Source organism: Rhodoferax sp. GW821-FHT02C08, from assembly GCF_059421805.1.
Map to the genome: position 1 here is coordinate 317,621 of NZ_JBWKVR010000005.1, position 22,688 is coordinate 340,308.

A 22,688-nucleotide genomic window follows, 5' to 3' on the forward strand; every position below is an offset into this window, starting at 1 on the left:
TCAGGCGGCTTTCTTTTCAATCTGGGCCAGGACTTCAGCGGCCCATTCCTTGGGCGCCATCGGGAAGCCCAGGCGGGCACGGCTGTCGAGGTAGCTTTGCGCCACGCTGCGGGCCAGGTTGCGGATGCGGCCCATATAGGCGGCGCGCTCGGTCACGCTGATGGCACCGCGTGCGTCCAGCAGGTTGAAGCTGTGTGCGGCTTTCAATACCTGTTCGTAGGCGGGCAAGGCCAGCTGCTCGGCTACCAGATGCTTGGCCTGCTTTTCATGCGCGGTGAAGGCGGTGAACAGGAAATCGGTGTCGCTGTGCTCGAAGTTGTAGGTCGATTGCTCAACCTCGTTCTGCTTGTACACATCGCCATACGTCAGTTTCTCGCCATTCAGGCCTTCGGTCCAGACCAGGTTGTAGACGTTGTCCACGCCTTGCAGGTACATGGCCAGGCGCTCCAGGCCGTAGGTGATCTCGCCGGTGGCGGGCTTGCAGTCTATGCCGCCGACCTGCTGGAAGTAGGTGAACTGGGTGACTTCCATGCCGTTGAGCCAGACTTCCCAGCCCAGGCCCCAGGCGCCCAGCGTGGGGTTTTCCCAATCGTCTTCGACGAAGCGGATATCGTTCTTCTTCAAATCGAAGCCGAGCGCTTCCAGAGAACCCAGGTAGAGCTCCAGGATATTTGCCGGTGCGGGCTTGAGCACCACCTGGTATTGGTAGTAATGTTGCAAACGATTCGGGTTTTCCCCATAGCGGCCGTCCTTGGGGCGGCGGCTGGGCTGCACATAGGCGGCCTTCCACGGCTCGGGGCCGATGGCGCGCAAAAAGGTAGCGGTGTGCGAGGTGCCCGCGCCCACTTCCATGTCATACGGTTGCAGGAGGGCGCAGCCTTTGTCAGCCCAATAGGACTGCAGGGTCAGAATGATTTGCTGGAATGTCTTCATGGAGGTCTGCAAAAGAAGAGGCCGCCGGAGGCGGACTAATCTTTGATTTTACGGGGCCGCGAACCTTGGCCCGCAAACCGACTCTGCCAAGTCGGAGGGCCGAGCGCCCACACATCACTTACATTTACATACAAGTTGCAGAACAGGAGGACGAATGGAGCAGACAGGTAGCAATTTTGCGTGGTTTATGGCGTACCTGGTCGGCGGCGTCGTGGTGCTGCTTGCCGTCGTGGCGTGGGCGCTGGTCCTGCAGCACCGCAAACACCAGCGCGAACGGCGGGCCACCGCACGGGCCTCCAAGGCACGCGCCAAAGCCTGGCGCGAAGGCCGCCCCTCCCCCTCCAAGCAAGTGCCACTTGAACCAAAAAAATAGCCGCCAGCGCATGTTTTATATGCGGTAGCAGCTATTATTTTTAGAGCATCAGAAACTTCGACGGTCACCCCTCTCCATTCCAGAGATACCGCGGGTCCGGCTTCGCCGGCCCGCAGGTATCGCCCCCTGCAAGGGGGTTGGCGAAAACGCGAAGCGTGTAGCCTGGGGGTGTTCAATACTCCCAGAATATGCGCTGCAGTTCCTTGGTGTCCGAGGTCTTGGTCAGGGCCACCATGGCCAGGATGCGGGCTTTTTGCGGGCGCAGGTCGTTGGCGACCACCCAGTCGTACTTGTCGTCAGGCTGCTCGGCATTGCGGATGACGAAACCGTCCGGCACGCGCGAGCTGCGGATCACGATGGCGCCATCGGTACGCACTTTTTGCAGGTAGGGCACGATGCGGTCGGCCACCGAACCATTGCCCGGACCACCGTGGACCAGCGCCTTGATACCGCTCTTGCCCAGGGCTTCGATGGCGGTGGGCGCCACGCCTTCATAGCCCATGGCGATTTCCACCTGGGGCAGCGAAGTGATGGTGTCAATGTCGAACTCGGAGTTCATGGTGTGGCGCTTAACCGGGGCGCGGAACCAGTAGTTCTTGCCTTCCACGATCATGCCCAGCGGGCCCCATTGGCTGGAGAAGGCGTTGGTCTTGACGTTGACGTTCTTGCTCACGTCACGGCCGCTGTCGATGGTGTCGTTCATGGTCAGCAGCACGCCCTTGCCCATGGCGTCCTTGCTGCCGGCCACGGCTACCGCGTCATACAGGTTCAGCGCGCCGTCGGCCGACAGGGCCGTACCGGGGCGCATGGAGGCGACCATCACGATGGGCTTGTTGGTGTGCTCCACCAGGGTCAGGAAGTAGGCGGTTTCTTCCACGGTATCGGTGCCGTGGGTGATGACGATGCCGTCCACGTCAGCCTGCTTGGCCAGGGCCGAAACACGCTTGGCCAGAGTCAACAGGTTGTCGTTGGTCAGGCTTTCAGACGCCACCTGGAACACCTGCTCGCCACGCACATTGGCCACATTGGCCAACTCGGGCAGGCCGGCGATCAGCTTTTCGACCCCGACCTTGGCAGCGGCATAGGTAGCGCTGTTCAATGCCGATGCACCCGCGCCCGCAATCGTGCCGCCGGTAGCCAGAATCACCACGTTGGGCTTGGCTGTCTGGGCGTGGGCCAAAGTAGCCAGCGCGGACAAGGCGGCGATGGCGGTACCTGCAATGAATTTTTCGATCCGGAAATGGGCTCGCATACAAATGGCTCCTGGTAATTTTGCTTGTGGAAACACGCCTCAAATCAGAGGTGCCCGATGGTATCGGTGCTCCCACAAAACACTACGCAAGAGCCATGCCTTGTAGGCATAACCCGTCACACAAACGTCATACGCCGGGTTTTTCCCTAGGTGCGCGCCGGCCCCATTTCCAAGCCGCAAACCAGGTCAACACGCCCAGCAGCCACAGCGGCCACAGCCCGCAGCGCGAGACCCACCAGGCATAGGGCGTGATGCGCCAGCCGCTGGTAGCGTTCAGCCCCCGGCCCTGCACGTCGCCCACCAGCACGTCGCGGGTCAAGCGCGGCAGCGCCTGCAGCACATGGCCCTGGTGGTCAATGATGGCAGTGGCGCCGGTATTGGTGGCGCGCAGCATGGGCCGCTCGAATTCCAGCGTGCGCATGCGTGAGATGCTCAAGTGCTGGTCCATGGCCAGCGAATCGCCAAACCAGCCGATATTGCTGACATTGACAAAGATGGTGGGCGCCTGCGCCGGGTCGATAAAACGCGCGCCCAGCTCTTCGCCAAACAAATCCTCGTAGCAGATGTTCGGCGCCAAGCGCTGGCCGGCCACCGGCCAGGATGCCTGGCCCACCGCCCCCCGGTTGAAGTCACCCAGCGGGATGTCCATCATTTGCGTGAACCACTTGAACAGCGGCGGGATGAACTCACCAAAAGGTACCAGATGGTGCTTGGCATAGGTGTACATCTGCGGCTGGCCGGGCTGCAAGCCGACCACAGCATTCAAGTAGCCATCGCGCGCATTACCCAAGGGCACGCCGACCAGGGCGGTCTGCTCGCCCGTGGCAAAGCGCTGCAGCAGAGACTGCCAGTAGCCCGCTGGCAGTTCCTGCGGCAGCATGGGCACGGCGGTTTCCGGCGCCACCACCAAGGGGGTCTGCGCCTGGCCCAGCTGCTGCGCATACCACTGCAGCGCGATGGGAATGCCGGTGCCGGCTTGGAACTTCTCGTCCTGCGGGATATTGCCCTGCAGCAGGCTCACCGACAACGTGGCCTGCGGGTCGCTCGGCGGCAAGCTTAAAGAACCGGCACCCAGAGCCAGCAGCAGCACGCCCCCCAGACCCCGCCAATGTCGCGCCACCAGCCAGGCCGCCACCAACGCCGCCACCCAGCCCACGCCGTACACGCCCACATAACGGGCGAACACAGCCAGGCCATCCAGCTGCGCGTAGCCGCCGGCACCCCAAGGGAAGCCGGTCAACCATTGCCCACGCGCCAGCTCGGCCAGCAGCCAGAATGATGCAAAAACGATAGCACTCAGCGCAGAATTTACAGGCGCAAGCGCCCTAAAACCCGCAGAGACCAAGCCATACAGCAAGGCCAGGGCGGCCGCCAATCCACCGACCGCCAACACGGCCAGCACCGCTGGCAGGCCGCCGTAGGTGTGCATGGAAATAAACAGCCACCAGAAGGTGCCCGACAGCCAGGCCCAGGCGAACAGCCAGCCGCGCAGCCCGGCCTGCCGGGGCGTGCCACTGCCTTGCAGCAGCCAGACCAATACAGACAGAGAAAGGATTTGCAGCCACCACAGTGGCTGGCCGTTCCAGGGCGTGGCGATGGACACCGCCTGTGCCAATCCCGCCAGCACGCAAAGCACCAGCGCCACACTGGCGCCGGGTCGCAACAACAGGCGGCGCATCAGCCGGTGTTGTCGCCGTCGGCCACCGGGGAGACCTTGAACCAGCGCACCGCACCGCCTTTGGCATGCAGCACCAGAAAGTTCAGGCCCGCCATGGCGTGGTGTTCGCCGCGCTTGGGCACATGGCCCATTTCATGGGCGATCAGGCCGCCGATGGTGTCGAACGCGTCATTCGGGTCGCTACCGGCCAACTTCACGCCAAAGGCTTCGTTGACGCGGTCGATAGAGGTGTCACCGCTGACGCGGTAAGTACGGTCGGCCAGACCGAAGATGTCGCCTTCGTCCTCGGCGATATCGAACTCGTCCTCGATTTCGCCGACGATCTGCTCCAGCACGTCTTCAATGGTGATCAGGCCCGCGATGCGGCCAAACTCATCGACCACGATGGCCAGGTGATTGCGGTTGCCGCGAAAGTCACGCAGCAGGTCGTTCAAGCCCTTGGTTTCCGGCACAAACACCGCCGGGCGCAGCAGGGCGCGGATGTTCAGCTCGGGCGCCCGCTGCAGCTTGAGCAGGTCCTTAGCCATCAGGATGCCGATGATGTTTTCTTTTTCGCCCTCGTACACCGGAAAACGGGAGTGGGCGGTCTCGATGACCACGTGCAGCAGTTCGTCGAACGGAGCTGCGATGTTCAGCAAGTCCATGCGCGTGGCGGCCACCATGACGTCGCCAGCGCTCATGTCGGCCATGCGGATCACGCCCTCCAGCATGGCGTGGGACTCGGCACCAATGATGTGGTTTTCTTCGGCGTCGGAGAGAGTTTCTAGCAATTCGTCGCGCGAATCGGGGCCGGGATGGATGAATTCGGCCAACTTTTGCAAGAAGCCGCGCTTGTCTTCGCGTTCAGGAGCGGAGAAGGACGAGCGCGCGGGATACGGGTCTGACACAGCCTTGGGCGCAGGACGTGCGGTTGTTAAGAAGCCGCTAGGATAGCGGATTGCTGTGAACAAAGGGTAAAACCGGGCAAATACCTCGCATCAGCGAGTTTTTTTGCCCTTCACGCCCCCTTGGCGCATTGTCTGCAGACTTTCCAGAAAATCCCAGAAATGCTTGGCCTGGATCTTCAAGCGGTAATCGGTCTGGGCGAACTGCTCTTCCACGATTTCAGCGATGCGGCTGTCCAGCGTAGCCGGCGGCAAGCGCAGAAAGGCCTCGGTTTCCGTGCCGTCGCGCTCCACCACGGCGCCCGCATTGCGGGCAATCTTCAGCATGGCGGTGTTCTGGCTCAGCGCGTGGATGAACAACAACTCCACACCCTGGTTGCGCGCATGGATGGTGGCGCGCTCGAACAGACGCGCACCGTAGCCACGGCCACGGGCCTTGCTACGCACCGACACGCCAAACTCCGCACAGGCCTTGAACTCGGGGTTCACCGTGTAGGCCAGGTGGGCCATGGCGATCAACTCCAGGCGGCGGTTGTAGATGCCGAAGATGTCGTCGCGCTCGAAGTTCAGGCCGTCCACATAGGCCTGGATGTTGTGGTCCTGCGCCGGATAGCCAAAGCGCAAAAACCGATCCTGCGCATCCAGCGCCAGCAAGTGGGCGGCAATGCGTGCACGGTGGCCCTCGCCCAGGGAGCGTATGGGCACCAGCACCGAGCTGCTGCCATCGGCAGGCTTTGTCCGCCCAAAATCGGACAGCAGAGACTCCCGCCCGGCTGGGGTCGTCTTCAAAGCATGGGTAGGTTCATCCATGGCTGAAATATAAGGGTTTGTACCTAAAACCCCAAGACCTCCTGTCCGCCTCCGCGCATCCCAAGGGCAATTCCCCTGGAATATGCCGAATAGTTCCGCCGGCCGGGCTCTGAAAACACGCTCTCAAACCGGCAGCGCGGTAGTCACTTTCACATGGTCCAGCACAAAGCTGGTCTTGCAGTCTTCCACGCTGGGATGCTTGAGCAGGGTGTCCATGATGAAACGCGAGTACGCCTGCATATCGGCCACCACCACGCGCAGCAGGTAGTCCATCTCTCCGGTGAGGGACGCGCATTCCACCACCTCGGGCCAGGTCTGCACGCTGGCGCGAAACACGTCCATGGGGTTGCGCTTGTGGATCTCGGTGTGCTTTTCCAGCCGCACGTTCAGGTAGGCGGTCAGGCCCAGGCCCACGGCTTCGGGCTTGACCAACGCCACGTAGCGGTCGATCACGCCCGAGTCCTCCAGCCGCTTGACCCGGCGCAGCACGGCGCTGGGCGACAGACTGACGGCCTCGGCCAGCTGCTCGTAAGTGGCCCGACCATCGGCTTGCAGGCTGCGCAAAATGAGGCGATCTATCTTGTCCAATGCTTCCATATGGATTATTTTGCAGCTTAGCTGCGCCAATGTCGCAAATGTTTCTGCATTCGCATAAAAATTGTGTCCACGCGGGACTACAGTGAATCGCAGTTCTCGCCCTTCCCCCACTCCACCACAGGAACACCATGAAGCTTTCGTTACGCCGCACCGCCACTCTGTTCGCACTGACCCTGGGCAGTGCCCTGGGCGCGCAGGCGCAGACCGCCTCCACGCTGGACACCGTGATGCAAACCGGCGTATTGCGCGCCTGCACGCCGGGCGACTACAAGCCGTTCAGCTTTCTGCGGGCCGATGGCGTGTTCGAGGGCATAGACGCCGACCTGACCCAGTCGTTGGCCAAGGCCCTGGGCGCCAAGGTCGAGTTCGTCAAAACCAGCTGGGCCAATCTGTTGCCCGACCTGGTGGCCGGCAAATGCGATATCGGCGTAGGCGGCATCTCCGTCACCACCGACCGGCAGAAAAAAGCCTTCTTCAGCACCGCCTACATGGTGAACGGCAAGACCCCCATTGTGCGCTGCGCCGACGTGGCCAAGTTCCAAACCCTGGCCGACATCGACAAGCCCGGTGTGCGTGCGGTGGCCAACCCCGGCGGCAGCAACGAGAAGTTTGCCAAGGCCAACTACAAGCAGGCCACGCTGACCATCCACCCGGAAAATCTGACCATTTTTGACGAAGTGTTGCAAGGCCGCGCCGACGTGTTCGTCACCGAAGCCGCCGAAGCCCTGGTGCAGCAAAAACTCAAGCCCGGCCTGTGCGCCGTCAACCCCGACAAGCCGCTGCAGTACGGCGAAATGGCCTATCTGCTGCCGCGTGGCGACGTGGCCATGAAGGCCTTTGTGGACCAGTGGCTGCACCTGGCACAGGCTACCGGCGAATACAAGGCAACCACCGACAAGTGGCTGCACTAAAACATGGCTGCACTGAACACCCCACCCGCGCCCGTCATCTATGGCGAAGGCAGCCGTCCGCCGCGTGGCGATTACGTGCGCGACGGCCTGGTGCTGGCGGACTACACCTGTCCGCAGAACTACGCGGCCTATACCGCGCAGGACCACGACACCTACCGACAGCTGTTCGAGCGCCAGTCGGCCCTGGTGCCCGGCCTGGCCTGCGATGAATTCATTGCCGCCCTGCCCTTGCTGGGCGTGAAAGACCGGATTCCACGCTTCGAGGAAATCAATGAACGGCTGCGTCCGGCCACCGGCTGGGAGGTAGTGGCCGTGCCCGGGCTGATCCCCGAGGTGCCGTTCTTCACCCTGCTGGCCAACCGCAAGTTCCCGGTGACGGACTGGATACGCACGCCCGAGGAGATGGACTACATCGTCGAGCCGGATGTGTTCCACGACATGTTCGGCCACGTGCCCCTGCTGTTCAACCCGGTGTTTGCCGATCACATGCAGGCCTATGGCGCGGGCGGACTGAAGGCCCATGGTCTGGAAGCTTGCGAGCAACTGTCGCGCTTGTACTGGTACACCATCGAGTTCGGCCTGGTGCGCCAGGAAGATGGCTTGCGGGCCTACGGCGCCGGCATCCTCAGCTCGTCCGGCGAGCTGCAGCACAGTGTGCGCAGCCCCGAGCCGCAGCGCCTGCTGCTGGACGTGCTGCGCTGCATGCGCACCCGCTACAAGATCGACAGCTACCAGCAGACCTACTTCGTCATCGACAGCTTCCAGCAGCTGTTTGACCTGACGGCGCCCGATTTCACGCCGCTGTACGCCCAGCTGAAGAAGCTGGACGAGCTCACGGCCGATGCGCAAGCCCCTGGCGACCGCCTGGTCACACTGGGCTAACACTACACTTTTGATAGCTGCCTGCGCAGGTATCTTCTGCGCCAGCGGCCCAAAACATTCAAGAGTGCAATAGTTCCAAAAAGCGCGCCGCTGCCGCGCTCACCGGCCGGTCGCTGCGCACAATGCTGCCGTAGGCGGCCAGCTTGTGGGCGATGGTGTAGGGCAATATCTTCAACAGGCCATGGGTCTGGTAGCGGCTGGCGCTGGACTCGGGAATCACCGCAATCATCTGGGTCTTGAAGATCAGATTCGTGGTGGTCAGGATGGACGATGTCTCGATCAGCCCCCGGTGAAAGCTGGTGTGGTGGTCGCGGAACTCCTGCTCCAGCACCTCGCGCATGGGGCTGCCGTGCGGCTGCAAGATCCACGGGTATTGCAGCATGTCGTCAAACGACACGCTGCTGCGCTCGGCCAACGGATGGTCGGTCGCCACCACCACAGAAAGCGGCTCCTCGCCCAGGGGGCGAAACACATGGTTCTGCGTGGCCGGGCCCAGCATGCGGCCAATCACCACGTCCAGCGCGCCTTCACGCAGCTGCTCCACCAGGCGGTCGCTGGTCTCCACGGCAATCTCTATCGACAGCAGCGGGTACTCCTCGCGCAGGCGTATCAGCGTGTCGGTCAGCAGGCCGGGCGACGCGGCCATGATGCAGCCGATGAACAACTTGCCCGCGCCGCCCAGGCGCAGCTCCTGCAGCTCACGGTTCAGGGCCTCCATGGTGCCGCGCATGCCGCGGAAAGTGTCCATCACCGCCAGGCCAGCCGCGTTCAGGGTCAGGCCACGGCCCACGCGGTCGAACAGGCGCTGGCCCAGGGCATCTTCCAGCTCGTGCAGCATCTTGGTGGCCGCCGGTTGGGTCATGCCCATCTGCTGCGATGCGGCGTGCAGGGTGCGGTGCTCGCCTATAGCCAGCAGCAAGGCGATCTGGCGCATGCGCAAGCGGTTCAGCAACTGGCTGGTGGTGTCGGTCGTGGCTGTCAATTGATAACCCCAAGGAATTGATTCATCAAATACTTTCAATATACGGGAATCAATCGACTTTCTAAGATGCAGCCATAAGAAAGTATTCGGAGACAAATTCAGGTGCAGCCCGCCATGCGGCCTTAGCTTGGTTGTCTCCGCTCGGAAACACCACCAAGAAAGCACCTTCGCCATGGAACAGAAACCCGTCGTCGCCCTGACCCTGGGCGACCCCGCCGGCATCGGCCCCGAGTTGATCGCCCGACTGCTGGGCCAGACCGACGCCCTCAGCCACGCCAACGTCGTGTTGGTCGGAGACGCCTGGCTCTGGGCCGATGGGCAGAAGACCGCCGGCCTGCAGGTCGCCACCCAGCCGGTGAACAGCTTCGCCGAGGTCCGCAACCGGGCTGACACCACGCAAGCCGCCTGGCTGGCGATGGACACCGTCGCCGCCGCGCAAGTGCAGCGCAGCCAGGCCCAGGCAGCCGGCGGCGCATCGGTGCTGACCGTGCTGAATGCCTGCATGGATGCCGCCAAGCACCGCGAGGTGGACGCCATCTGCTTCGGCCCGCTGAACAAGTTCGCCATGAAGCAAGGCGGCCTGAAGCATGAAGATGAACTCCACCATTTCGCCGAATACCTGGGCGTGAACAGCTACTTTTGCGAGTTCAACACGCTGGGCGATTTGTGGACCTCGCGCGTGTCTTCGCACATCCCGCTGAAAGACGCCGCCAGCTACCTCAACAAGGACCGCATCAAGGATGCCACGCGGCTGATCTACCGCTCGCTGCAGGCCGCAGGCTTTACCCAACCCAAGGTGGCCGTGGCCGCATTCAACCCGCACGGCGGCGACGGCGGCACCTGCGGACGTGAAGAGATCGACACCATCCAGCCCGCAGTGCGTGAACTGGCCGAAGAAGGTATTGCGGTGGGGGGCCCGTTCCCGGCCGACACCATCTTCCTCAAAGCCCGCGACGGCGAGTACCAGGCCATCGTCACCATGTACCACGACCAGGGCCAGATCGCCATCAAGCTGATGGGCTTCAGCAAGGGCGTGACCGTGCAGGGCGGCCTGCCCGTGCCCATCACCACGCCGGCCCACGGCACGGCCTATGACATCGCCGGCCTCGGCAAGGCCGACGTCAACGCCACCTACAACGCATTCCGCATTGCCGCCCGCATGGGCCTGGCCACGCACAACCACTGAAACAGGAGACTCTGCATGAAAATCAAATCCGTCCGCGCCCGTGTTTTCGAATGGAAGGGCAAGACCGTACCCCCGCAAGGCAACTTTTGCTCCAACGCCATGGACCTGGTGTATTCCAAGACCGAGAGCATGAGCACCTTCCGTTTCCACTCCTGGACGGTGGTGGAGATCGAAACCGACGACGGCATCGTCGGCCTGGGCAATGTGGCGCTAGCCCCCAAGATCGCCAAAGCCATCATCGACGAATACCTGGCACCGCTGGTCATCGGCCAGGACCCCTGGGACTATGAATACCTATGGCAGCGCATGTACCGAGCCACCCACGCCTGGGGCCGCAAGGGCGTGACCATGGCCGCCATCTCGGCCATCGATCTGGCGATCTGGGACATCCTTGGCAAGTCGGTCAACAAACCGGTGTTCAAGCTGCTGGGCGGCCGCACCAAGGAAAAAATCCCTTGCTACTACAGCAAGCTGTACCGCACCGACCTGGATGAAATGCAGAAGGAAGCGCAGAAGTTCAAGGACCAGGGTTTCACCGCCTTCAAGATGCGTTTTGGCTACGGCCCCGCGCATCTGCAAAAGGGCGTGGCCGAGAATTTGAAGTCGGTAGCAGCCGTGCGCGAAGTCATCGGCTACGACAACGATCTGATGCTTGAGTGCTATATGGGCTGGAACCTGGAATACGCCAAGCGCATGCTGCCCAAGCTGGCCAAGTTTGAACCGCGCTGGCTGGAAGAACCGGTGATCGCCGACGACATCGACGGCTATGCCGAACTCAACGCCATGAACATCGTGCCCATCAGCGGTGGCGAACACGAATTCAGCCTCTACGGCTTCAAGCAGCTGCTGGAACGCAAGGCCGTGAGCGTGGTGCAGTACGACACCAACCGTGTGGGCGGCATCACCGCCGCGCACAAGATCAACGCCCTGTGCGAGGCCTACAGCGTACCCGTCATCCCGCATGCCGGCCAGATGCACAACTACCACCTGACCATGAGCACCCTGGCCTCGCCCATGAGCGAGTACTTCCCCATGTTCGACGTGGAAGTGGGCAACGAACTGTTCTACTACATCTTCAAGGGCGAACCGGTAGCCGAGAACGGCTTTGTGCAACTCGACGACAACACGCCGGGCCTGGGCCTGACGCTGAACACCGAGTTCCTCGACCAGTTCAATATCGTCGAATAAACCCATGCGCCGTGCTTTTCTCTCTCTGCTGCTGTGTGCCTCGGGCCTGGCCCAGGCCTTCGACGTGGCCCCACACAAGGTGGGGGACGCCTTGCCTACCGCCGAGGCCCAGGCTCTGCTGGCACGCTATGCCGCACGGCCACAGCAACCCTGGCGCGAACCCAGTGAGGCGCGCATTCCAGCGGGCCCCGAAGGCGATCAGATCCGCGACGGCATCGATATCCTGCGCAACACCTCGATGCGTGTGGGCAAGCTGGCCCCCGATGCCAGCAAACGCATGAACTGGAACAGCCTGAACTGCGTCAACTGCCACCAAGCCGGCCCCTCCGGCCTGCCCGGCAGCAAGAAGTTCACCCTACCCCTGGTCAACGCGGTCAATGACTACCCCAAGTTCGACATCAAGTCTGGCAAGGTGATTTCGCTGGAGCAGCGTGCACTCGGCATGTTTGGTGCGGGCGCCGTGCCCATCCAGGTGGATACGCCGGAATTCCAGTCCATCATGGCCTACCTGCGTTGGCTGGCACAAGATACGCGAACCGGTGCGGCCATGGACGGCGCGGGTCTGCTGCCAATGAAAACCATCGCCCGTGCCGCCGATCCGGTGCGGGGCCAGAAACTGTTTGTCGCCAAATGCCAGGCCTGCCATGGCGTGGACGCCACCGGCCAGCGCAAGCCGGACTTCGCCAACGGTGCGGGCTACCTGTTCCCACCGCTGGCGGGCAGCGACACCTACGACAACGCCGGCCATATGTTTGCCGTGCCGCTGCTGGCACGCTACATCCGCGCGTCCATGCCGTTTGGCGCCAGCGCCGACAAACCACAGCTCACCCCTGCCGAGGCACTGGACATTGCCGCCTTTGTGAACGACGACGCCACGCCGCGCGGGCAGAACCCGAACCGGGTCAAGCTCTATCCTGATGCGGCGCTACGCCCCCAAGGCTTTGCGATTCCCGAGAACTTTGCCGGCCAGCCGCCGCAGGCCTACCAGCGCGCCAAGTTCGGCCCCTTCCGCAATATCAACGAACACTATTGAACATGCGTTCCCTTTCTTTCATTCCCGGGCCTGGCTCGGCTCCACAGACTCCACGGGCTGGGATATGAGCACCATTCTTGATCCTCGATTGAAAGCGGTTCTGCAGGATGCCCAGTTGGAGCGCCTGTGCACCGGCGCCACCTGGAGCGAAGGCCCAGTGTGGCTACATGAAGACAACTGTGTGCTGTGGAGCGACATCCCCAACAACCGCATGCTGCGCTGGTCTGCCGCCGATGGCATGACCGTGTGGCGTGATGCCGTAGAGTTCACCAACGGCCACACCCGTGACCTGAACGGCGACCTGCTGCACTGCTCGCACGGCCAGCGCGCCATCGTGCGCACACCGCTACGCAACGGCCGGATCGACGCCACCACCGCCGACGCAGTGGTGGTCGACCGCTACCTGGGCAAGCGGCTGAATTCACCGAACGACATCGTGGTCAAAAGCGATGGCAGCATCTGGTTCAGCGACCCGCCCTACGGCATTCTCAGCGACCGCGAGGGCCACAAGGCTCTGCCAGAGCAAGCGGCGAACCATGTGTTTTGCTTCAATCCGGCTACCGGCGTGCTCACCGCCGCCAGTGACTGGGTGCAGGAGCCGAACGGCCTGGCCTTCTCACCCGATGAATCACTGCTGTATGTGTCGGACACATCTGCCGCCCTGGCGCCCGCCGGCCAGGGCCACCACCACATCGCCGTGTTCGATGTGGCGGCCGACAACAGCTTGCACAACCCGCGTGTCTTCGCCGAAGTCAGCCCTGGTCTTTCGGACGGCTTTCGCCTGGACGTGCAGGGATGGATCTACACCAGCAGCGAAAACAGCGTGCAGGTCTACCACCCGGACGGCACGCTGCTGGGCAAGATCGCGGTGCCGGAAAAGATCGGCAACCTCTGCTTTGGTGGGCCGCAAGGCAACCAGCTCTTCATCGCGGCCAGCACCTCGCTGTACCGCATCACCCTCCACACCCGAGGAAACTGAAAAACCATGTCCAAAGAAATCCTGCTGCTGGTGGAAAAGTGCAGCCACTGCTTCAGCTACTACGATATTGATAGCGGCACACGCTTGCACAGCGTGCAGCTACCCGAGTTTCCGCATGAGTTTGTGGTGGACGCGGCGCAGCGCTACGCCTACATCGGCCACTACGGCGTGGAGACCTCGGGCCACCTGGGCCATGGCGGTACCAGCATCTTCCAGATCGACATTGCCGAAAAGCGCCTGGCGCGCACCATCGACATTGCGCCGTTCAACCGCCTGCACGGCATGCAGATCGACGACCAGGACCGCCTGTACGCCCTGAGCGAAGACCGCGCCCAGTTGGTGGTGCTGGACCACCCGGCCACCGACACCGCGCCACGCCGCGCCGTGCCCACCGGCGGCATCAAGTCCCACCTGTTCGCGCTGACGCGTGACGGCCAGACCGCCTACGCCATGAACCTGCTGTCGCACACCGTGACCAAGATCAAACCCTATGACGCGACCTTCGCCCCGCAGGCCTGCGCGCCCGGCGATAAGCCCGAGGGTTATGCGTTGAGTGAAGACGAGAAAACTCTCTACGTCACCTGCCGCTGGAGCAACACCCTGGCCGCCATCGACACCGCGACCATGCAGGTGACGCGCACTGCGCCAAGCCGCGACGACGCCACCCGCCTGTATCTGTACCGCGATGGCCGCATCGTGGTGACCAACTACGGCGAGCGCTCCCTCAGCGTGGTCGATCCGGTGACGCTGAAGGAGCTGGCCCACATCCCCATGGAAGCCCGTGCGATTGCGCTCAGCTACCACCCCACCAAGCCCCTGGCATTCGTGAGCCAAGATAACGACAAGCTCGGCTACTTCAACATGGAGACGCTGAAGTTCGACCGCTTCATCGCCACCCAGCGCGAGCCCGATGTATCTCGGGTGGTGTTGCTATGAGCACGGGCACACCTGTGGTCAGCATCCAGAACCTGGGCAAACGCTTCGGCGGCACCCAGGCGGTGGATGGCGTGTCCATCGACCTGTTCCAGGGCGAGATCCTGGCGCTGCTGGGCGAGAACGGAGCCGGCAAGTCCACGCTGATCAAGATCCTGGCCGGCGTCTATGCACAAGACGTGGGCAGCATCAGCCTGCAGGGCGAAGCCGAATCGGTCTGGCGCGCCCGGCCCAAGGACCAGCAAGGCATCGCCTTCATCCACCAGGACCTGGGCCTGGTGGAGTGGATGACGGTGGCCGAGAACGTAGCCCTGGGCATGGGCTTCCCCAAGCGCCGCGGCTTCATCGACTGGAAGCAGGCCGAGCGCAACGCCGCCCGCGTGCTGGGCCATGTGGGTTGCGATATCGACCCGCGACGCCGCGTCTTCACGCTGACCCGTGCCGAAAAGTCGCTGCTGGCCATCGGCCGGGCACTGGACACCCAGGCCAAGGTGCTGGTACTGGACGAGCCCACGGCCAGCCTGCCGATGGCCGATGTGCAGCGCATGTTCGAACTGCTGCGCCAACTCAAAAGCCAGGGCGTGGCCATGATCTACGTATCGCACCGGCTGGACGAGATCATGGACATCTCGGACCGCGCCGCGGTGATGCGCGACGGCAAGCTGGTCGGCACCCGCACCACGGCCCAGACCACCGATACCGAGCTGGTGGAGCTGATCGTGGGCCGCAAATTTTCCGGCACCCTGGCCAAGGCCGATGCGCGCAGCCGCGAGGTGGTGCTGCAGCTGGACCAGGTGTATTCGGCCAATGCGGGCCCGGTAAGCCTGGATGCGCGCAAGGGCGAGGTGCTGGGCCTGATCGGCCTGCGCGGTGCCGGCCACGAGGCTATCAGCCGCGCGCTGTTCGGCCTGGCCGAGGTGTCGCAAGGCCGCATGCTGCTGGGCGGCAATGCCATCGCACCGCGCAACCCGGCGCACGCGATCGCGCTGGGCGTGGGCCTGGTGGCGGCTGACCGGCTGGAGGAAAACCTGGGTGCCAACTTGAGCGTGCAGGAAAACCTGTTCCCCAACCCGGCCCTGGTGCTGGGCTCGCTGCTGGCCCGCTTGCGCCGCACCACCGAGGAAAAACAGGCCCGCGCACTGATCAAGCAGTTTGACGTGAATCCGCCCGCGCCGCAGGCCGATGTGCAGAACCTCAGCGGCGGCAACCAGCAAAAAGTAGTGCTGGCGCGCTGGATCAACCTGCGGTTGCCGCTATTGATTTTGGAGGAACCCACCGCCGGCGTGGACGTGGGCGCCAAGCGCCAGATCTACGACATCCTGCGCGAGCAGGCCAATGCCGGCGTCTGCGTGCTGGTGGTGTCCACCGACTTCGAAGAGGTGGCCAACGTCTGCACCCGCGCCCTGGTCTTCCGCGACGGCCAGGTCGCCACCGAACTCACCGGCGATGCGCTCAGCGTGGCCGGCCTGCTGGTCGCCGCATCGGGCCAGCAAAACACAACAACAAGCCAATTAACGGAGACAACCACACCATGAGCAGTTCCATCAAAGCCACGGCGCTAGAGCCGGACCCATCCTTCGACAGCCAGCACAAAGGCTTGCTGGCCGGCATCGGCCAGTTGATCCCGGTATACGGCCTGCCGGCCCTGGCGCTCGGCCTGATCCTGCTGTTTTCCATCCTGCTGCCGGACAGCTTTCCCACGCTGTTCAACCTGCGCTCCATCCTCAGCGACAAATCGGTGATCGCCATCCTGGCGCTGGCCGCCACCATCCCGATGATGACCGGCAAAATCGACCTGACCGTGGGCTACGGCATCGTGCTGTGGCACATCCTGGCGATCAGCCTGCAGACCAAGTTCGGCCTGCCCTGGCCTGCGGCGGTGCTGGTGGTGCTGCTGTGCGGCGCGCTGTTCGGCCTGCTGAACGGCATCCTGGTGGAGCAGGCGCAGATCGACTCCTTCATCGCCACACTGGGCACCGGCACCGTGCTGTACGCCGTGGCGCTGTGGCACAGCGGCGGCCGCCAGGTGCTGGGCGAGCTGCCCGATGGCTTCTTGAACATTGCCGGTTCGGACTTCCTGGGCCTGCCCATCACCGCCTTCTACGTACTGGCGATTGCAGTGGTGCTGTGGCTGGTCAGTGAGCACACCCCGATTGGCCGCGCACTGTATGTGATCGGCTCGAATCCCAAGGCCGCCGTGCTGAACGGCATTGCGCTGGAGAAATGTGTGATGGGCGCCTTCGTCGCCTCGGGCACCTTGTCGGCCTTTGCCGGTGTGGTGCTGGCCTCGCGGCTGCAGATCGGCCAGGCCGGCGTGGGGCTGGAATTCTTGCTACCGGCCCTGGTCGGCGCCTTCCTGGGCTCCACCACCATCCGGCCCGGACGCGTCAACGTATGGGGCAGCCTGGTCGGCGTGGCGATTCTGGCCGTAGGCATCTCGGGCATCCAGCAATTTGGCGGCGCCTTCTTCGTCGAGCCCTTGTTCAACGGACTGACCTTGCTGGTCTCCATCGGTATCGCAGGCTACGCACAGCGCAAGCGTGGCCAATCCATCAAACGCCGTATTGCCGAGCTGCATATGGCGGTTGCCCCAGCCGCGCCGTCACCCGACAGCGCAACCACCCGTGTCAATTCCCACTAAACCAACAGGAGACAAATATGAAGACACTGACATTCCCTCTGCGCGCCATCGTGCTGGCCACCGCGGCCTTCGGTCTGGCCGGCCACGCCCTGGCCGATGATTTTCTGGACGCGGCAAAAAAGCGCGTGACCGCCGCGACCGTGCCCGTCGACAAATGGGACGGCCCCACCACCGGCCCCAAGGCGGCTGCAGGCAAGACCGTGGTGTACGTGGCAGGTGATTTGAAGAACGGCGGCCACCTCGGCACCTGGCAAGGTGTGCAGGAAGCCGGCAAGGCAATTGGCTGGAATATGCGGGTGATCGACGGGCAAGGCTCTGTCAGCGGACGCACCGCCGCGCTGAACCAGGCGCTGGCGCTGAAACCGGACGGCATCGTGGTCGGCGGCTTTGACACCTCGGAACAAAAAGTGGCCTTCGCCGCCGCCGCCAAAGCCGGTATTCCACTGGTGGGCTGGCACTCTGGCGAGCAACCCGGCCCGAACCCGACCGCCGGCCTGTTCGCCAACGTGACCACCCTGCCTGCTGACGTGTCGGAAACCGCCGCCTCGTGGGCGGTGGCGGACTCCAACGGCAAGGCCGGTGTGGTGATCTTTACCGACTCGCAGTACGAGATCGCCATGTTCAAGGCCCGCGCCATGGAGGCCATCATCAAGAAGTGTGGCGGCTGCACCGTGCTGAGCTTTGAAGACAGCCCGATCTCGGAAAGCTCCACCCGCATGCCCCAGCTGACCACCTCGCTGCTGCAGCGCTTTGGCGACAAGTGGACGCACTCGCTGGCCATCAACGACCTGTATTTCGACTTCATGGGCCCCACGTTGCGCGCGGCCGGCAAAAAAGGCGATGGCGAACCCAAGGCCGTGTCCGCGGGCGACGGATCGGAAGCCGCCTACCAACGCATTCGCTCCAAGCGCTACCAGGCCGGTACCGTGCCCGAACCACTGAACATGCAAGGCTGGCAACTGGTGGACGAGTTGAACCGTGCATTCGCCAAGGCCCCCTGGTCTGGCTACTCTGCCAAGGTGCACCTGGTGACGCCGGACAACGTGGGCAAGGATGGCGGACCCAACAACATCTTTGACCCAGACAACGGCTACCGCACGCAGTACAAGACGATCTGGGGCAAGTAAGCCCCCCGGGGGCAGACCCGCCACGGCTGCCCCCCACCCTTCCCTCCTAGCCCCCCTGCGCAGGCTGCCGAGCAGCAGTGCGGGCTTGCCCCTGGGCGCATGGGACCGCGCACGCCAACGTGATTCTTCCTCTGAAAGAGCTCCATGAAAAATTTAAGCATCTCGCAAAGATTGGGGGTGAGTTTTTCGGTTGTGATGGGCATCTTTGTGCTGTTTGCGGTCGCCGCCTTCCTGAAGCTGCAAACCGCTTCGCTGGCCTCCGCCGACATGCTGCAGCAAAACGACACCATGCAGACCGCCAACGCACTGGACGGCCATATCCGCCAGAACGCGGTACGCACCATTGCCATCGGCTTCTCGGACGGCAGCGGCCTGGGCAAGCTGTTTGGCGAAGCCATCCAGGCGTCGGACGCCAAGATCGCGCAGAGCCACCAGGCGCTGCTGGCGTCGGCCACGCCAAGCGCAGCCTCTGGCACGCTGAAGACATTCGACACCCTGTTCACCGCGTGGACCGCGGTGCGCAATGAAATGAACGGCCTGCGCTCCGAGGGTGACGTCGGCGGTTCGCGGGAAATTCTGCAAGAGAAATTTCTGCCGCTGACCGACCAGCTGCTGGCCGCCACCCAGGTGCTGGTGCAGCAACAATCCGACGCTGCCAAGGACTCACAGCAGCAGGTGGACGCGGCCTTTCGGCAGCTCTACCTGACCGGCGCGGGCTTTCTGGTGGTAACGCTGTGCGTGGCGGTCGCTACCTGTCTGGCCTTGTCGGGCGGCATATCCAGAGGGCTGCACGCCGCCGTGACCGCGGCCGACAGCATAGGTGCAGGCGACCTGGGCACACCCATCCGGGTCACGGCCCAGGACGAGATCGGCAAGATTCTGCTGTCGCTGGAAAACATGCAGCAGAACCTGGTCCAGGTCGTCACCACGGTCATGCAGGGTGCCGACGGGGTGGCCCACTCCTCCAATGAAATCGCGCAGGGCAATATGAGCCTGTCCGACCGCACGGAAAACCTGGCCAGTACCGTGGAGCAAACTACCGCATCGATGGAAGAGCTGTCCGGCGCCGTGCGGCAGAACGCGGAAAACTCGCTACAGGCCAACCAGCTGGCGCTCACCGCGTCCACGCACGCCAAAGAGGGGGCCATGGCCGTCAGCCACATGATCGAGACCATGCAGGGCATCAACGAGTCCTCGCAAAAAATCTCCGACATCACCGGCCTGATCGACGCGATCGCGTTCCAGACCAATATCCTGGCCCTGAACGCGGCAGTGGAGGCCGCGCGCGCGGGCGAACAGGGCCGTGGCTTTGCGGTCGTGGCCAGCGAGGTCCGCAACCTTGCCAGCAAAAGTGCGGCGGCAGCCAAGGACATCAAGCACCTGGTGAACACCAGCGTGGAGCGGGTCAACGTCGGTTCGAACCTGATCCACCGCGTCGGAGCCACCATGGAGGCCATCACCCGCTCGGTACACAAATTCGAGACACTGATGAAGGAGATCAGCGCGGCCAGTGCGGACCAGTCCTCCGGGGTGTCACAGATCAGCGATGCGATCCGGCACATGGACTCTTTCACGCAAGAGAACGCGGCCCTGGTCGAAGAAATGGCGTCCGCCGCCAGCAGCCTGAAACGGCAGTCTTTCGAGCTGCTGGAGTCAGTACGCTTCTTCCGGCTGGAAAACGGCGGCCCGCACCCGGCCCATCAGGCACAGCACCGCCTGGCCCTGCACTGAGCTTGCCAACGGCCTGGATGCATCAGGCCACCGGACGCAGCATCTCGGTAAAGCGCTGCGCCACGCCTGACAGCGTGCCGCTGGCACGCGTGACGATGCCGAAAGGCTGGGTGCGCGAGGTGAGCGTGATGGGCAATATCTTCAGCAGCTTGTGCGCCTTGAAGAACTCGCACACATCGCGCGGCAGCAGGGCCACCAGGTCCGGACTGTTGCGCAGCAGCACCACGGTGGTGAAGGTGGAGGCGGTTTCGATCAGGTTGGCCGGCAGGGCCTGGCCGGCATCGCCCATTTCGCGCTCCAGCAGCGAGCGCAGCGGCATGCGGCTGGGATAGACGATCCAGTTGTAGGGCGCCAGGTCTTTCAGGCCCACGCTACGCATGCGTGCCAGCGGGTGCGCCAGGCCGGCCACCACGCACAGCGGCTCGTCACGTAGCGGCTCGTAACGGTACATGTCCGGCCGTGGGCTGACTGCCACGCGGCCCAGCACCACCTCCAGCTGGCCCTGGTCCAGCATGTGCAGCAGGCGCGCGCTGGTGTCTTCCACGATCTCTATCGATACATCCGGCTCCTCCTGGCGCAGCTGGCGGATAGCGTTGGCCAGCAGGTCGGGCACGGCGCCCATGATCACACCCACCTGCAGGCGCCCGCCGCGGCCCCGGCGCAGATTGGCCACCTCCTGCACCATGGCATCCACATCGGAGCGTAAGAGCCAGGCGTAGCGCACCACGCAACGGCCCAGCTCGTTGGGCGCGATGCCGGAGCGCGAGCGGTCGAACAAGCTGCCACCCATCACGCTTTCAATTTCCACCAGCGCTTTGCTGGCGGCGGACTGCGTCATCGACAGGCTGCTGGCGGCCTTGCGCAGCGAGCGGTGCTGGTCCAGGGCGATCACCAGGCCCAGCTGTTTCAGGCGCAGGCGGTTCAGTACGGAGTGGGTGGTGGTGGCCATGGCAAGAATGTTGGGGATAGTCGTAAAAGCGATCACATTATGGAAAGAATTCTATCGACAGCCCCCAGGCCGCGCACTACATTCGTGCCCACAACTACCCGAGCGAGACCATGACCCAAGCATTCACCGCATCCACAGCACGCTACCGTGGCGTATTCCCGGTGGTACCCACCACCTTCACCGAAGATGGCCAGCTGGACCTGCCCAGCCAGCTGCGCTGCGTGGACTTCATGATCGACGCGGGCTCCACCGGCCTATGCATCCTGGCCAACTTCTCCGAGCAGTTCGTGCTGTCGGACGAAGAGCGCGAAATCCTGACCACCACCATCCTCAAGCACGTGGCCGGCCGCGTGCCAGTGATCGTCACCACCACCCACTTCGGCACCCGCGTGTGCGCCGAGCGCAGCCGCCGCGCCCAGGACGCCGGCGCCGCCATGGTGATGGTCATGCCGCCCTACCACGGAGCCACCATCCGCGTGTCTGAGGAGCGCATTTACGAGTTCTACGCCAGCCTGTCCGACGCGATCGACATCCCCATCATGATCCAGGATGCACCGGTCAGCGGCACACCCCTGTCGGTGGCACTGCTGGCGCGCATGGCCAAGGAGATCAAGAACGTGGCCTACTTCAAGATCGAAACGCCCGGTGCAGCCTCCAAGCTGCGCGAGCTGATCCGCGTGGGCGGCGATGCGATTGAAGGCCCGTGGGACGGCGAGGAAGCCATCACCCTGCTGCCCGACCTGGATGCCGGTGCCACGGGCGCCATGACCGGCGGCGCCTACCCAGACGGCATCCGCCGCATCGTGGACGCCTATGCTGCCGGCCGCCGCGAAGATGCCGTGGCCGAATACACCCGCTGGCTGCCGCTGATCAACTACGAAAACCGCCAGGGCGGCATCCTGACCGCCAAAGCCCTGATGAAGGCCGGTGGCATCATCGACTGCGAAGCGCCGCGCCACCCCTTCCCGGCCATGCACCCCGAAGTGCGCAAGGGCCTGATCGAGACCGCCAAGCGCCTCGATCCGATGGTGCTGCGTTGGAAGGCGTAAACCTCGGCTTGCTACAACTTCAGTAGCTGCCAGCGCAGATAACACCTGCGCTGGTGCCCGATTTCTTTAAGAATTAGCCGCAGGCTTCAGTAATGCGGCGGCAACTCGTTTCAGTAATGCGGCGGCAACTCGTCGCGCAGGCTGCGCGGCGCACCCAGACCACCGTCGGTAGACGGCTGCTGCAGGCGGGCGATCTCGCGCACCAGCAGGTCGATCTGCTGCTGTTGCCGCACCACCACTTGGTCCAACTGCTCCAGCAGGTGCTCGGTATAGCTGAGCTTGATCTCCAGGTCGGTCAGGCGCTGGTCTTGCGGATCGGTATCTTGGTGGGTTTCCATGGGCCTATTGTCTCCGCGCGCCAATTGCTATCAAAAGCAGAGCTGCCAGTGCAGGCAGCCCGTGCACCAGAAGCACTTTTCCCTGATTAGCTACCTGCCTCAGACAGACTTGAATTTTGGTTCAGATGCGCCATACTGGTGTTTCATCCAGTTGCGTGCGAGGTGCCCCATGCCTATGAACCGCATCCAATTCCAGCCCGGCCTGTCTATGCCGGACTTCCAAAGTCAGTAC

22 protein-coding genes are annotated in these 22,688 nt (G+C 63.3%); 13 read left to right on the top strand and 9 right to left on the bottom strand.

Translation table 11 applies throughout. The features are described from left to right. Positions 1-933: a glycine--tRNA ligase subunit alpha gene (glyQ, locus tag AC07VY_RS08865; protein WP_495073960.1), complete on the bottom strand. Its 933-nt coding sequence runs from the start codon at positions 931-933 to the stop codon at positions 1-3. Positions 934-1,087: 154 nt separating this feature from the next. Between glyQ and AC07VY_RS08870 the strand changes: the two genes are divergently transcribed. Further along, the gene (locus AC07VY_RS08870) at positions 1,088-1,306 is read left to right on the top strand and encodes a hypothetical protein (RefSeq protein WP_495096937.1); all 219 of its coding nucleotides are present in this window, start codon (positions 1,088-1,090) and stop codon (positions 1,304-1,306) included. A gap of 172 nt (positions 1,307-1,478) precedes the next feature. Here AC07VY_RS08870 and AC07VY_RS08875 read toward each other — a convergent pair whose 3' ends face one another. The 5 genes from AC07VY_RS08875 to AC07VY_RS08895 form a co-directional block, all read right to left on the bottom strand. Continuing rightward, the gene (locus AC07VY_RS08875; protein WP_495096936.1) at positions 1,479-2,558 is read right to left on the bottom strand and encodes a type II asparaginase; all 1,080 of its coding nucleotides are present in this window, start codon (positions 2,556-2,558) and stop codon (positions 1,479-1,481) included. 127 nt (positions 2,559-2,685) lie between these two features. Next, positions 2,686-4,236: an apolipoprotein N-acyltransferase gene (gene lnt, locus AC07VY_RS08880; RefSeq protein ID WP_495096935.1), complete on the bottom strand. Its 1,551-nt coding sequence runs from the start codon at positions 4,234-4,236 to the stop codon at positions 2,686-2,688. Further along, the gene (locus AC07VY_RS08885; RefSeq protein WP_495096934.1) at positions 4,236-5,123 is read right to left on the bottom strand and encodes a CorC family transporter; all 888 of its coding nucleotides are present in this window, start codon (positions 5,121-5,123) and stop codon (positions 4,236-4,238) included. Before AC07VY_RS08885 ends, lnt begins: the two co-directional genes overlap by 1 nt. A 90-nt stretch (positions 5,124-5,213) precedes the next feature. After that, the gene (locus AC07VY_RS08890) at positions 5,214-5,930 is read right to left on the bottom strand and encodes a GNAT family N-acetyltransferase (protein WP_495096933.1); all 717 of its coding nucleotides are present in this window, start codon (positions 5,928-5,930) and stop codon (positions 5,214-5,216) included. 123 nt (positions 5,931-6,053) lie between these two features. Next, complete coding sequence (locus AC07VY_RS08895; protein WP_490591031.1) at positions 6,054-6,527, bottom strand: Lrp/AsnC family transcriptional regulator; 474 nt, start codon at positions 6,525-6,527, stop codon at positions 6,054-6,056. A 128-nt stretch (positions 6,528-6,655) separates the two neighbouring features. On the opposite strand from AC07VY_RS08895, the gene AC07VY_RS08900 reads away from it, so the two are divergent. After that, positions 6,656-7,438 (top strand): transporter substrate-binding domain-containing protein, encoded by a 783-nt coding sequence (locus AC07VY_RS08900; RefSeq protein WP_495096932.1) that lies wholly within the window; start codon positions 6,656-6,658, stop codon positions 7,436-7,438. A gap of 3 nt (positions 7,439-7,441) precedes the next feature. Next, entirely contained in the window at positions 7,442-8,320 is an 879-nt protein-coding gene (phhA, locus tag AC07VY_RS08905) for a phenylalanine 4-monooxygenase (RefSeq protein ID WP_495096931.1), read from the top strand. Positions 8,321-8,378: 58 nt separating this feature from the next. Here phhA and AC07VY_RS08910 read toward each other — a convergent pair whose 3' ends face one another. After that, on the bottom strand, positions 8,379-9,254 hold the full coding sequence (locus AC07VY_RS08910; protein WP_495074219.1) for a LysR family transcriptional regulator: 876 nt from the start codon (positions 9,252-9,254) through the stop codon (positions 8,379-8,381). A gap of 220 nt (positions 9,255-9,474) precedes the next feature. On the opposite strand from AC07VY_RS08910, the gene AC07VY_RS08915 reads away from it, so the two are divergent. The 9 genes from AC07VY_RS08915 (at position 9,475) to AC07VY_RS08955 (ending at position 20,120) form a co-directional block, all read left to right on the top strand. After that, complete coding sequence (locus tag AC07VY_RS08915) at positions 9,475-10,488, top strand: 4-hydroxythreonine-4-phosphate dehydrogenase PdxA (RefSeq protein ID WP_495096930.1); 1,014 nt, start codon at positions 9,475-9,477, stop codon at positions 10,486-10,488. Between the two features lie 15 nt (positions 10,489-10,503). After that, positions 10,504-11,676, top strand: a complete 1,173-nt coding sequence (locus AC07VY_RS08920) for an L-rhamnonate dehydratase (protein WP_495096929.1) — start codon at positions 10,504-10,506, stop codon at positions 11,674-11,676. 4 nt (positions 11,677-11,680) lie between these two features. Continuing rightward, entirely contained in the window at positions 11,681-12,709 is a 1,029-nt protein-coding gene (locus AC07VY_RS08925; protein ID WP_495096928.1) for a c-type cytochrome, read from the top strand. 64 nt (positions 12,710-12,773) lie between these two features. Further along, positions 12,774-13,688, top strand: a complete 915-nt coding sequence (locus AC07VY_RS08930; protein WP_495096927.1) for an SMP-30/gluconolactonase/LRE family protein — start codon at positions 12,774-12,776, stop codon at positions 13,686-13,688. Between the two features lie 6 nt (positions 13,689-13,694). Then, complete coding sequence (locus AC07VY_RS08935; RefSeq protein ID WP_495096926.1) at positions 13,695-14,624, top strand: YncE family protein; 930 nt, start codon at positions 13,695-13,697, stop codon at positions 14,622-14,624. Further along, complete coding sequence (locus tag AC07VY_RS08940) at positions 14,621-16,156, top strand: sugar ABC transporter ATP-binding protein (RefSeq protein WP_495096925.1); 1,536 nt, start codon at positions 14,621-14,623, stop codon at positions 16,154-16,156. Before AC07VY_RS08935 ends, AC07VY_RS08940 begins: the two co-directional genes overlap by 4 nt. Next, entirely contained in the window at positions 16,153-17,262 is a 1,110-nt protein-coding gene (locus AC07VY_RS08945) for an ABC transporter permease (protein WP_116608885.1), read from the top strand. The genes AC07VY_RS08940 and AC07VY_RS08945 overlap by 4 nt, the downstream gene beginning before the upstream one ends. A gap of 17 nt (positions 17,263-17,279) precedes the next feature. Then, a complete protein-coding gene (locus tag AC07VY_RS08950) occupies positions 17,280-18,389 on the top strand; it encodes an ABC transporter substrate-binding protein (RefSeq protein ID WP_310376963.1) in 1,110 nt (369 codons plus the stop codon). 144 nt (positions 18,390-18,533) lie between these two features. Continuing rightward, positions 18,534-20,120 carry a methyl-accepting chemotaxis protein gene (locus tag AC07VY_RS08955; protein ID WP_495096924.1) on the top strand — a complete coding sequence of 529 codons (1,587 nt, stop codon included), beginning with the start codon at positions 18,534-18,536 and terminating at the stop codon, positions 20,118-20,120. Between the two features lie 22 nt (positions 20,121-20,142). Here AC07VY_RS08955 and AC07VY_RS08960 read toward each other — a convergent pair whose 3' ends face one another. Then, positions 20,143-21,069, bottom strand: coding sequence for a LysR family transcriptional regulator (locus AC07VY_RS08960; protein ID WP_495096923.1), 927 nt, complete (start codon positions 21,067-21,069; stop codon positions 20,143-20,145). A 110-nt stretch (positions 21,070-21,179) separates the two neighbouring features. Here AC07VY_RS08960 and AC07VY_RS08965 point away from each other — a divergent pair, with 110 nt between their 5' ends. Continuing rightward, positions 21,180-22,118, top strand: a complete 939-nt coding sequence (locus AC07VY_RS08965; protein ID WP_495096922.1) for a dihydrodipicolinate synthase family protein — start codon at positions 21,180-21,182, stop codon at positions 22,116-22,118. 110 nt (positions 22,119-22,228) lie between these two features. Here the strand turns inward: AC07VY_RS08965 and AC07VY_RS08970 are convergent, their stop codons facing one another. Further along, a complete protein-coding gene (locus tag AC07VY_RS08970) occupies positions 22,229-22,456 on the bottom strand; it encodes a SlyX family protein (RefSeq protein WP_495073977.1) in 228 nt (75 codons plus the stop codon). Between the last annotated feature and the right edge of the window lie 232 nt (positions 22,457-22,688).

Excerpts from the sequence above, each read along its gene's own strand:
- phhA (WP_495096931.1), top strand. The coding sequence starts at position 7,442 with ATGGCTGCACTGAACACCCCACCCGCGCCCGTCATCTATGGCGAAGGC.
- AC07VY_RS08925 (WP_495096928.1), top strand. The coding sequence starts at position 11,681 with ATGCGCCGTGCTTTTCTCTCTCTGCTGCTGTGTGCCTCGGGCCTGGCC.
- AC07VY_RS08915 (WP_495096930.1), top strand. The coding sequence starts at position 9,475 with ATGGAACAGAAACCCGTCGTCGCCCTGACCCTGGGCGACCCCGCCGGC.
- AC07VY_RS08910 (WP_495074219.1), bottom strand. The coding sequence starts at position 9,254 with ATGCGCCAGATCGCCTTGCTGCTGGCTATAGGCGAGCACCGCACCCTG.
- AC07VY_RS08930 (WP_495096927.1), top strand. The coding sequence starts at position 12,774 with ATGAGCACCATTCTTGATCCTCGATTGAAAGCGGTTCTGCAGGATGCC.
- AC07VY_RS08890 (WP_495096933.1), bottom strand. The coding sequence starts at position 5,930 with ATGGATGAACCTACCCATGCTTTGAAGACGACCCCAGCCGGGCGGGAG.
- glyQ (WP_495073960.1), bottom strand. The coding sequence starts at position 933 with ATGAAGACATTCCAGCAAATCATTCTGACCCTGCAGTCCTATTGGGCT.
- AC07VY_RS08950 (WP_310376963.1), top strand. The coding sequence starts at position 17,280 with ATGAAGACACTGACATTCCCTCTGCGCGCCATCGTGCTGGCCACCGCG.
- AC07VY_RS08970 (WP_495073977.1), bottom strand. The coding sequence starts at position 22,456 with ATGGAAACCCACCAAGATACCGATCCGCAAGACCAGCGCCTGACCGAC.
- AC07VY_RS08900 (WP_495096932.1), top strand. The coding sequence starts at position 6,656 with ATGAAGCTTTCGTTACGCCGCACCGCCACTCTGTTCGCACTGACCCTG.
- AC07VY_RS08960 (WP_495096923.1), bottom strand. The coding sequence starts at position 21,069 with ATGGCCACCACCACCCACTCCGTACTGAACCGCCTGCGCCTGAAACAG.
- AC07VY_RS08870 (WP_495096937.1), top strand. The coding sequence starts at position 1,088 with ATGGAGCAGACAGGTAGCAATTTTGCGTGGTTTATGGCGTACCTGGTC.
- AC07VY_RS08955 (WP_495096924.1), top strand. The coding sequence starts at position 18,534 with ATGAAAAATTTAAGCATCTCGCAAAGATTGGGGGTGAGTTTTTCGGTT.
- lnt (WP_495096935.1), bottom strand. The coding sequence starts at position 4,236 with ATGCGCCGCCTGTTGTTGCGACCCGGCGCCAGTGTGGCGCTGGTGCTT.
- AC07VY_RS08945 (WP_116608885.1), top strand. The coding sequence starts at position 16,153 with ATGAGCAGTTCCATCAAAGCCACGGCGCTAGAGCCGGACCCATCCTTC.
- AC07VY_RS08965 (WP_495096922.1), top strand. The coding sequence starts at position 21,180 with ATGACCCAAGCATTCACCGCATCCACAGCACGCTACCGTGGCGTATTC.
- AC07VY_RS08895 (WP_490591031.1), bottom strand. The coding sequence starts at position 6,527 with ATGGAAGCATTGGACAAGATAGATCGCCTCATTTTGCGCAGCCTGCAA.
- AC07VY_RS08940 (WP_495096925.1), top strand. The coding sequence starts at position 14,621 with ATGAGCACGGGCACACCTGTGGTCAGCATCCAGAACCTGGGCAAACGC.
- AC07VY_RS08875 (WP_495096936.1), bottom strand. The coding sequence starts at position 2,558 with ATGCGAGCCCATTTCCGGATCGAAAAATTCATTGCAGGTACCGCCATC.
- AC07VY_RS08935 (WP_495096926.1), top strand. The coding sequence starts at position 13,695 with ATGTCCAAAGAAATCCTGCTGCTGGTGGAAAAGTGCAGCCACTGCTTC.
- AC07VY_RS08920 (WP_495096929.1), top strand. The coding sequence starts at position 10,504 with ATGAAAATCAAATCCGTCCGCGCCCGTGTTTTCGAATGGAAGGGCAAG.